The organism is Mucilaginibacter sp. P5_A6, assembly GCF_056400585.1.
Window position 1 is genome coordinate 1 of sequence record NZ_JBFUKZ010000049.1, and the last position, 9,197, is coordinate 9,197.

Here is a 9,197-nt window from a genome sequence, read left to right on the forward strand (position 1 = left end):
GTTGTTTTAGGGATTATTTATTAACTAATACCTTTCGAGAGGATTTAAAAAGAGGAAGCTGGGGTGGGTCTATTACAGTTCCAATTGAAGGGGTCCCAGTAACTCTTGGAGCAAATGCGTCGGATGACGAATTTACAAAGTTTAAACAAAAAATAACCTCTGACAAGAACTTTACTGTTAGTAAAGATTATTTATCAGTATTAATAAATGATGTACCTAATACCGATTTAGCCCAAATTTATTCAGATTGTATAAACCCTCGTGTCGGATTTTCGATTACTGCAATTTCTTCCGACAATAGTGTAAGTTTCATCATAAACTATCTTCCACTCGATCTTACTGACGCTTTGCCGACAGTACAATCGTTCAGCATAGTCAGTGGAACTACACAACTAGACAACAGCAACGTTGTAAATAATCTTCTAAAAGGTCAGCAATTAAATAAGCAAACCGCAGTAACAGCAATTCGTGATCCGAAAAAGGAACTGATAGTTTCCCTGCAAACAAATAAAGGTAGTATAGTAAAGAAAATTAGTGCAGAAAGTATTGAGTCAAATTCAGAGTCTCCGGTAGGTTCTGTCATTTGTTCATTTTTAGATTTTGATCAATTCAATTTAGCAACAAGAAATAACGAATTGGGCGCTGGGAATTTATGGACATCTGCAAAAAGTAAATGGTCCCCTGCTGATGGACGATCTGTACCCAAATCTAGGTATGAAGCCATTTCTTCACAAACCAATGTTCCAGATTTACGTGGACTATTTTTAAGAGGTTTAAATCAATTTGACCTCAAAGAACAAACGGTAGTAGCGCAAGACCACATGAATACTAGACCCACTAAAGTCGGGGAGTTCCAGCCTGACGAATTTAAAAAACATAATCATAGTATCAATTATTATAGTGGAGTACATTGGGATTTTCCTGGTAGTAGTTTTGCAGGAGCAGTTCAACCAAATAACGCTGGGCAAGGTACAGTATCAGGTAGTCCGACGAGTGACACCGGAACGGTTGATGAAACAAGGCCAAGAAACATTTCAGTCTATTATTATATTAGGATAAACTAATTTTACTTTGCTTCCCAATAGCTGTAAAATTTGAAAATATAAACGTTCAAAAGGTAATTCTTTAAAGCGCCAGGCTTAATCAGCTTGGCGTTTGCATTCTTTAATAATGTTAAATATCGGTTGGTTTGTCTGCACCACCGTAGATTTGGATAGCCTTACTTAAAAGTTCTTCCGCTTTATGATATTCAATCGGGCAATGATCTTTATCAGTGATATAAAAGTCATCGTCTGGATTTGCTTGCATATGAAAACGAGTTCTCTTGCCATCATGCATTACATATACTTGAAATAGCTTTACCTCCCTTACGTGCATAGTTATAAATTCAAACTCAGCGCCTTCAGCATCTACCTTGAAGTTCTTCATATCTAATTAACTACTTTACAATTTTTAAATATTGGGACTCTGTAATAACAATCTGAGGCTTGCCTTTAAAATCAATCACCTTACCTTCAACTGATATGGTTTTACCTTCGATTTGGGAAGCCAATTGTTTAGCGTCACCTTTTAATACTACAGTTAGCAATTGATTCGGATAGGCAGCGCCCAAGTTAACTAACACCATGCTACCAATGTCTTTAACTCCGTAAACTTTGCCACTCGTGCTAACAACATTCCCTATCGCCTTACCAATTTCTTTAAGAGGTGCCTCAGATATGATGTCTTTAGTCGCATTGTTCGCGAGCATTGCAGGCACATCTATTTTAGGCGCAGCAACATCATTGAACAACCTGTTTAACTCACCGGCTAACCGTACACCTGCTTGGTCAATCCGCAAGTGAATAGTTTTAATGTACTTCTTATAATATGCATCATCAATAGATTGTCCTGGTTTCACATCGCCATATAACTCACTACTGATTTGGTAACTCTCCCAAAGCCATTCCATTGGACTATCAGCTTGCCATTTCTTAACCTGTGTTTCATTGGCCCAATCATATTGTTTCGCAATATCCGCTTCACTTAATCCTTCATGGTCGATCAGCTTGCTATCCCACAAGCTATGCAGGTTGGTTCCTTTACCATCAAATTGTAGCTGAATAGTGTTACCGCCTTTATCTTCCTTGCGGCTTACGTGCATGGGCTGATGGGCATCTCCTACAAGATGAATTAGATATTTCAGTGCTTCATTCTTTTGAGCAAGCGTTGACGTTTTATCTTTAAGGATAGCTTCAACTTTCAATATCGCAGAGTAAACGTTGTCACTGCCTTGTTTGCTTACTGAATCAACAAATTGTTCGTGGTTCAATCCTATGGGTAAATTCAGATAGTGCCATGGTGCTGTTTTTGCATCCCTGTTTTCATCTGCCCAGGTGCTTACATCGGTCATACTACCACCTTTAAGATAGGCCGTGACAACGTTAGCTGTATTTGTCGTTAGATGTTTCTGTGCAATGGTGGCAACAGCCCTATGGCCTTTAAAACCCCATGAAATCAAACTTACTGATAGGGCTATGATTGCCGCAATTGATAACTGTTTTCTCATAAAGCAAAAGTATAAAAGCAATTCAATGATTGAAATCTTTATTTGTCAAAATACTAATAAAATTAGCATAGCTTTGTATTGTGATGTTTAATCTGAAATTTACAGCAGTAATAGGTAATGAACGTGTTAACGTTGCTATTATAGCACCCGAAGGTATGGGTCGTGACTACTATATGATTTTCATTGATAACTATTGCTACGGCTCAATAGTTAAATGTAATAATCAATGGAAAAGATTACACGTAAATCAGGATGAACTAACTTTAGATGATGTTCAAGCCCTTGGCGAACGAATAGATGAACAATTAAAAAGGTAGTTCACTATCAGGTATTTCACGTTTATTCTTTTCATAATAACCTTCTGCAACACGTTTAGCATACATTGCCTTCCAGTCTTCATCAGACATTCCTGATTCTTCATCTGGTCTATTTAGGTATGCTAATGTTTCAGGGGTGCAGTTCGATTCATCTAAATCAATATCCGGCATAAATTCGATTAATTCGCTTGTTTCCCCTGGAGAAAGTACGCTTGCGTCTAAAGCGTTGTTTGGTCTGATTTTATTTCTAAGATTTTTCATAACTTTATATATCAATCTCTTAGTTCAAATATACTAATTAATTTAGCAATCCAAATGTTTTTGAAGAAAATTGAAATAGATACACCATCTCTGGGCTTTGGGCTACAGGTTTCAACCCGGTTGATCTACTGTGAAGCCTTTGCTAATGATGAATCTTACTTTATCCTTTTTAACAGTATAAGGGTTGCTGAAATTAAATTAGGTGATGATTGCTATTGGTTTTTATGGAGTGGTAAACCCACATCACAATCATTAATAGATGAAATAGGGCAACGCATTGAAAACCATTTTATGTGATTTTATCTTACTTAAATAAACTCATTATGTGTTATCATTATTCAGTTAAAGTCAATCAGCGAAAGTTGGAAGAGCGTTTCCACGTTAAATTTAAACCAGAAGCCGAATATACCCCGGTGTACCATACTGATGGGTTCGCTCATAACCTTATGCCTGTAATCACAGCAGATGAACCGGAGGCCATTAATTTATATAATTGGGGGTTGATACCACATTGGGTAAAGACCGCAGCAGATGCCAAAAAGCTAAGCAATCAAACACTTAATGCCAGAGGTGAAACCATTTTTGACTTACCATCATTCAAACAATATGTAGGAAAAAAAAGGTGTTTAGTCCTGGCTGATGGATTTTACGAATGGATGCACGTCGGAAAAGAAAAGTACCCGCATCATATTTATATGAAGGACAAAGAACCGTTTGCGTTTGCCGGGATATACTCACACTGGAAGAACCCTGAAACTGATGAGATATTAAGAACCTATACCATCTTAACTACTGATGCCAATTCATTGATGAAGAAAATTCATAACTCTAAGGAACGTATGCCGTTGATACTTCGCCCGGATATGGAAAGAATGTGGTTAAAACCAGATTTGATGAAGGAAGAAATCAATAATCTTATAGTACCATTGGAAGACGATATGTTAACAGCACATACAATTTCAAAGCTGATAACCAGTAGAACGGAATCATCAAATCAGGAACGCGTTATTGAAGTATGTGATTATCCTGAATTGTCATCATTACAATAACCAATCGTTGTTCACCGTCAGTTGGTATCAAGGTATTGGAAGTAAGTTGCTAACGAACTTGTTATGTTGGCGAACATACTAACCTAAGAATATGCCACTGTTGGAAAGAAAAGTTATTGCCTGGAAGTGAATGTAATTGTAAATCAGTTATATTTACGCAACCAACCTAACCAATCATGAAGAAATACCTTCTCATCCTAATCGTTGCTGCCGGATCATTAGTAAGTGCAAGCAGCGCAACAACATCAACTAAAACTTATGCAACTTGTAAAGGCGACAGTCCCTGTAGGGCTTGCAAGAACTGTAAATACTGTAAGCGTTGTGCTAAACAGGGTTTAACATGTGGAGTCTGCAAGAAGTAAATTCAAATGAACTAATCAACCTAATTATACACCTTATTAAATTGTTAAAATGGAAACTTTTAAACAGAAGTGGGAAGCCCTATCTTTTTCACAACACCTGACATTTATTATCTCAGGGTTAGGTCTATTCTTTACTATTGCTGGCTTTGCCTTAGTGATTTTGAGTTTGAGGTCGAGTGAGAAAGTTGCAAGCACAAGTACGTACCTTCAAACGTATGCTTGGACACTTGAAACAGATAAAGCATTTATAGACAATCCAAAATTAAAGGAGTATTTATATGCTGACCCGAAAAAACTTAAAGATGATACTGGCTATATATCGAATAGGCCCAAATTAGAAGCAATTGCTGAATATATGCTTGATAGTTACGATGCCGTTTTAAATAATAAAAGCTACTTCAATATCGATTCAGAAACTGGTATACAATGGATGAAAACTGTTGAAGATGATTTTAGTAAAAGTGCTATTTTAAGTGAAACATTTGCACCTAAGGCTAAATTATATGGCGCCCAGTTAAATAGTGCATTTATACACAGATATGATAAAAAGTAAAAGTTCTAATTAACTATCTTTCACCAAAGGATGATTAAGATTTGACACCAGGGAGATTTATGATAATTCCCTTATAAATACACATTCTTAGATTAATCACCCGGTTAATTACTCTTTATAGAGAAATCTATAAGGAGTTCATCCTTTACTAAATGCATATCAGCTTGTAACTTTATATAAAGTTCTTCACTGTGAGGACGATTGGTTGTTATTGGTAAATCGATTATATTTATACAAACAACCTGACCATTCTTAAATAAGCATATTCACAATGATATTCACATTGGGCTTATGTTTTATCAATAATTTATAACAGAACGACCAATGGTTACAATTGATGATATAATTGAGGATTATGCACAGCTAGGACCTTCTGCGTTTGCACTAACAACATTGCAATTAAAGCATTTTAATCTTGCACAAACTCAAAAATTTAATAATAAAAAAATAAAAATTCGTGGAACTGTACTCGATATAAAAGACGATGAAATTATTGCTTCCATGTCTATAAAGGTGTCTTCGAGATCAATAAATGGAATTGAAATGTGTTTTCCACCTATTTTTTTTTATTACACTATCCCGACTAGTTCACAATCACTACCAAATTTATTAACCATTTACATTAATCAGTGCATTGATGTGGAAGGAATTATAGCATCAATAAATCGACTGGCAGATCCTGACAACAGATCGGATTCAATTTGTGCAATAGCCATTTTACCCCAAAAAATAGATAAAGTCAATTCTGAAGATAATGGGCAATGTTAACATGTCAAGTTCAAATTATCAAGATTTAATGAATAATGCTCATAAAAATATCTACCTTTTCTCTAATGTCATCTATAACCGTTTTAGACTTATTGGTGTGAAGTAAAGCCCAATATTTCCTTTCATTCCAACCTGTAGTTCGAACTTCATTTACTATTTTTTGCGTTATAAATCCCCAAAACCAAAGATCGTCCCATATCTCCATTAAATCGCCTGGATAAATGCCCAACTTAAATAAGTGGTTGTTAATGCCATTGAAATCGTATCTACATTTAACCTTTGCTTCTTCAAAAATAAATTGGATAACTGCATCAACAGGTAAATAAAACCTTTCAAGATTTATAGTTGATGGAGCATCGTTCCAAATTCTTAACTCTGGTGGGTAATCACCGTTATGCAAATGATATATTGATTTGACTAACAGAGCTGCCGTTTTATTCCCCCATCCACTTGAGTTAAACAGACCATTAAATACATCGGCATAATTTGGAGTGATGGCCTGATTTGGATTTAAAAACTCAACAAACCCTTTAAATGTAGATAGGCTCTCATAATTATCTTGAATCTGTTTATAGAAAACATATAGCTTATCAATATTAGGTTGCGATTGAGTATTTGCCACATGGTGCAACAATGAAATTATTTTATCATTAGGCGAATCATACGGGAGAATTACAGATTTATAAAATGACTGTTGTACTTCTTTATTATAAATTCTGTTACTTTTTAAAAAGTCGAACAGTTGCGTTAACGTGTCGTTAGGCATTTCCAAATCTATAAATAAGACACCTAATTTTCAGGGGTTATACACTAATTATTTACTGTCTTAATAGTAATGCCTCTACTGGTAAGTCAATGTATTTTAAACCCAATGTCCTTTCAATTGTTATCTATTAAAGCTGAATCATGGAAAAGATAACGTTTGATCAGTTACCTGAAATGGTGGCATTGATATTAGAGAAGTTAAACAAAATCGAGACATTGTTAGGTACGGTTGAGTCAATTGATACTCCTTTAAATAAGGAAATGTTGACTGTTACGGAGGCTGCTGACTTTATGGGAATATCAAAGTCGACTTTATATAAAATGAGTTTCAACAGAGACCTCCCTGTTTATAAGCCGACTGGTGGGCGTATTTATTTTAAAAGAGAGGACATAGATAATTACTTACAGCAAAACCGAGTTATGAGCAATAAGGAAATTGAACAAGAAGCCATAAATTATTTAGCCAATCGTCAGGAAAAACGTAAAGCTGTGAGAGTTGATAGATCGAATTTTCGGAAGTAAATCTAAGACAGTAAAAAATTAGGGGTTATACACAGATATTTCACTGTCTTAAATATCCGGTAACGAAAACATTGGGGAGGGGAAATTATATAATTATGCAGCAAAGGTAGGGCTGGTGCTTCTGAAGCGCATGAAAGACTACGGCATAAACCCACTAGCAGCGCACAGTCCATTTATTCCGTTTCCTTTCTTGCTTTATCGCACCAAACCTGTAGGGGCTTTATAATTATGTATTCACTTAATCAAATACGGAATGAAATGAACACCAAACTGGAAGTAAATCCAAGTATTACCTTGCAGATAGCTTCAAAACGTGCCAAAAGTGTGCCAAATGGGCTATATTTATAGTGAAATAGGGGAGGTCTATGCTGCATTGATCGGTCAAACCAAACCAAAGAGATTAATTAACAGAATTTAAAAACCTGCATTTTGAAGCTAAAAAGGCCTTTAAACGCAAAAAAGCCACTTAGTAAATTACTAAATGGCTTCTGATTGTTGTGGTATCAGCTGGGATCGAACCAGCGACACAAGGATTTTCAGTCCTTTGCTCTACCGACTGAGCTATGATACCTCCTTTTGAGGAGTGCAAATGTAGTTTTCTTTTTCGGGTTTGGAAATTATTTTTTGAAAAAAGTTTGAATTTATGGTGGCGTGGGCTCTTGTTTTAAATAATTCCCCAATAAATCAACTACTTAGCTTCTGTGTTTTTTTTCGTTCTGAAAACTTTTTTCTGTGTCAACAATTCGTTTAACTTTGAAAAAACTACTATGCACGCATAATGATTGCACAGCTACTATTTCTCATCCTATTTGTTGCCGCTGTTTACCTGTTCTCCAAAAACGCGGGTAAAATACGACGCAATATCCTGTTGGGCCGCGATACCGATCGCAGCGATCAGCCTGGTCTGCGCTGGAAAACGATGGCCAGGGTAGCCTTAGGGCAAAGCAAAATGGTGAAACGCCCTTTGGCCGCGGTAATGCATATTTTTATTTATGCAGGCTTCGTGCTCATCAACATCGAGGTGCTGGAGATCATGGTGGATGGCTTGTTTGGCTCGCACAGGATATTTTCAAAACCACTGGGAAGTTTATATGGATTCCTGATCGGCGGGTTTGAGGTGCTGGCCGTTTTGGTACTTATTGCCTGTGTGGTTTTCCTGGCCAGGAGAAATATCATGCACTTAAAGCGTTTCGCCGGTAAGGAGATGACCCAATGGCCCAAATCGGATGCCAACTATATCCTGGTCATCGAAATATTACTCATGACCGCCTTTTTAACCATGAATGCCGCCGATTACAAATTACAGGCGCTTCATGTGGGGCATTACCTCCAGGCGGGCAGTTTCCCGGTAAGCAGTTTTATTGCCCCGCTGTTACCCGGCCATGCCCTCGCATTGGAAATGACCGAGCGCGGATGCTGGTGGTTCCATATCACCGGGATCCTGGCATTTTTAAACTACCTGCCCTATTCCAAACATTTTCATATCCTGCTGGCTTTTCCGAACACTTACTATTCCAACCTGGATAAAAAAGGGAAGTTCACCAATATGGCATCGGTAACCAACGAGGTAAAAGCGATGATGGACCCGGCATTTGTACCCGAGGCTACAACTCCCGGTCGTTTCGGGGCTAAAGATGTAACCGACCTCAGCTGGAAAAACCTGATGGATGCCTATACCTGCACCGAGTGCGGCAGGTGTACCAGTGTTTGCCCGGCCAATATTACCGGCAAGCTATTATCTCCCCGCAAGATCATGATGGATACCCGCGACAGGATCACCGAAGTAGGAAATAACCTGGATAAGCATGGGAAAGACTATGACGATGGCAAAGCCTTGCTTGATAATTATATCAGCCGGGAAGAATTATGGGCCTGTACCACCTGTAATGCCTGCGTAGAGGCCTGTCCGGTAAACATTAACCCATTGGAGATTATTACCGAAATGCGCCGCTATATCGTGATGGAAGAATCGCAGGCCCCTGCCAGCCTGAATAACATGTTTGGCAATGTAGAAAACAACGGCGCCCCCTGGAAATATAGCCAGGCTGACAG

Annotated in this window: 12 protein-coding genes and 1 tRNA gene; 8 read left to right on the forward strand and 5 right to left on the reverse strand. The window is 37.5% G+C overall.

The features are described from left to right. A partial coding sequence (locus AC1DO4_RS27065) for a hypothetical protein (protein ID WP_477420885.1) occupies positions 1-1,064 on the forward strand: 1,064 nt, incomplete at its 5' end. Positions 1,065-1,173: 109 nt separating this feature from the next. On the opposite strand, the gene AC1DO4_RS27070 is transcribed toward AC1DO4_RS27065, so the two are convergent. Continuing rightward, complete coding sequence (locus tag AC1DO4_RS27070; RefSeq protein ID WP_477420886.1) at positions 1,174-1,428, reverse strand: hypothetical protein; 255 nt, start codon at positions 1,426-1,428, stop codon at positions 1,174-1,176. Positions 1,429-1,438: 10 nt separating this feature from the next. Beyond that, on the reverse strand, positions 1,439-2,548 hold the full coding sequence (locus AC1DO4_RS27075; RefSeq protein WP_477420887.1) for a S1/P1 nuclease: 1,110 nt from the start codon (positions 2,546-2,548) through the stop codon (positions 1,439-1,441). A gap of 83 nt (positions 2,549-2,631) precedes the next feature. On the opposite strand from AC1DO4_RS27075, the gene AC1DO4_RS27080 reads away from it, so the two are divergent. Continuing rightward, positions 2,632-2,865, forward strand: a complete 234-nt coding sequence (locus AC1DO4_RS27080; RefSeq protein ID WP_477420888.1) for a hypothetical protein — start codon at positions 2,632-2,634, stop codon at positions 2,863-2,865. Here the strand turns inward: AC1DO4_RS27080 and AC1DO4_RS27085 are convergent. Then, a complete protein-coding gene (locus tag AC1DO4_RS27085; RefSeq protein ID WP_477420889.1) occupies positions 2,854-3,126 on the reverse strand; it encodes a hypothetical protein in 273 nt (90 codons plus the stop codon). The genes AC1DO4_RS27080 and AC1DO4_RS27085 overlap by 12 nt on opposite strands. A gap of 60 nt (positions 3,127-3,186) precedes the next feature. On the opposite strand from AC1DO4_RS27085, the gene AC1DO4_RS27090 reads away from it, so the two are divergent. From AC1DO4_RS27090 to AC1DO4_RS27105, 4 genes are all read left to right on the forward strand, one after another. Continuing rightward, positions 3,187-3,423 carry a hypothetical protein gene (locus tag AC1DO4_RS27090; protein WP_477420890.1) on the forward strand — a complete coding sequence of 79 codons (237 nt, stop codon included), beginning with the start codon at positions 3,187-3,189 and terminating at the stop codon, positions 3,421-3,423. A gap of 26 nt (positions 3,424-3,449) precedes the next feature. Next, a complete protein-coding gene (locus tag AC1DO4_RS27095; protein WP_477420891.1) occupies positions 3,450-4,175 on the forward strand; it encodes an SOS response-associated peptidase in 726 nt (241 codons plus the stop codon). Between the two features lie 411 nt (positions 4,176-4,586). Continuing rightward, complete coding sequence (locus tag AC1DO4_RS27100) at positions 4,587-5,090, forward strand: hypothetical protein (protein ID WP_477420892.1); 504 nt, start codon at positions 4,587-4,589, stop codon at positions 5,088-5,090. Positions 5,091-5,414: 324 nt separating this feature from the next. Continuing rightward, a complete protein-coding gene (locus AC1DO4_RS27105; RefSeq protein WP_477420893.1) occupies positions 5,415-5,858 on the forward strand; it encodes a hypothetical protein in 444 nt (147 codons plus the stop codon). 25 nt (positions 5,859-5,883) lie between these two features. On the opposite strand, the gene AC1DO4_RS27110 is transcribed toward AC1DO4_RS27105, so the two are convergent. Continuing rightward, positions 5,884-6,624: a hypothetical protein gene (locus AC1DO4_RS27110; RefSeq protein ID WP_477420894.1), complete on the reverse strand. Its 741-nt coding sequence runs from the start codon at positions 6,622-6,624 to the stop codon at positions 5,884-5,886. Between the two features lie 140 nt (positions 6,625-6,764). Between AC1DO4_RS27110 and AC1DO4_RS27115 the strand changes: the two genes are divergently transcribed. Then, entirely contained in the window at positions 6,765-7,145 is a 381-nt protein-coding gene (locus AC1DO4_RS27115; protein WP_477420895.1) for a helix-turn-helix domain-containing protein, read from the forward strand. A gap of 498 nt (positions 7,146-7,643) precedes the next feature. Here the strand turns inward: AC1DO4_RS27115 and AC1DO4_RS27120 are convergent. After that, positions 7,644-7,716: transfer RNA gene (locus AC1DO4_RS27120), tRNA-Phe, on the reverse strand. A 207-nt stretch (positions 7,717-7,923) separates the two neighbouring features. Here AC1DO4_RS27120 and AC1DO4_RS27125 point away from each other — a divergent pair. Further along, positions 7,924-9,197, forward strand: a 1,274-nt coding sequence (locus AC1DO4_RS27125) for a 4Fe-4S dicluster domain-containing protein (protein ID WP_477420896.1), incomplete at its 3' end; no start/stop codon positions are given.

What these genes read in the sequence shown, in the direction of transcription:
- AC1DO4_RS27105 (WP_477420893.1), top strand. Translation starts at nt 5,415, where the DNA reads ATGGTTACAATTGATGATATAATTGAGGATTATGCACAGCTAGGACCT.
- AC1DO4_RS27100 (WP_477420892.1), top strand. Translation starts at nt 4,587, where the DNA reads ATGGAAACTTTTAAACAGAAGTGGGAAGCCCTATCTTTTTCACAACAC.
- AC1DO4_RS27085 (WP_477420889.1), bottom strand. Translation starts at nt 3,126, where the DNA reads ATGAAAAATCTTAGAAATAAAATCAGACCAAACAACGCTTTAGACGCA.
- AC1DO4_RS27095 (WP_477420891.1), top strand. Translation starts at nt 3,450, where the DNA reads ATGTGTTATCATTATTCAGTTAAAGTCAATCAGCGAAAGTTGGAAGAG.
- AC1DO4_RS27080 (WP_477420888.1), top strand. Translation starts at nt 2,632, where the DNA reads ATGTTTAATCTGAAATTTACAGCAGTAATAGGTAATGAACGTGTTAAC.
- AC1DO4_RS27110 (WP_477420894.1), bottom strand. Translation starts at nt 6,624, where the DNA reads ATGCCTAACGACACGTTAACGCAACTGTTCGACTTTTTAAAAAGTAAC.
- AC1DO4_RS27070 (WP_477420886.1), bottom strand. Translation starts at nt 1,428, where the DNA reads ATGAAGAACTTCAAGGTAGATGCTGAAGGCGCTGAGTTTGAATTTATA.
- AC1DO4_RS27115 (WP_477420895.1), top strand. Translation starts at nt 6,765, where the DNA reads ATGGAAAAGATAACGTTTGATCAGTTACCTGAAATGGTGGCATTGATA.
- AC1DO4_RS27075 (WP_477420887.1), bottom strand. Translation starts at nt 2,548, where the DNA reads ATGAGAAAACAGTTATCAATTGCGGCAATCATAGCCCTATCAGTAAGT.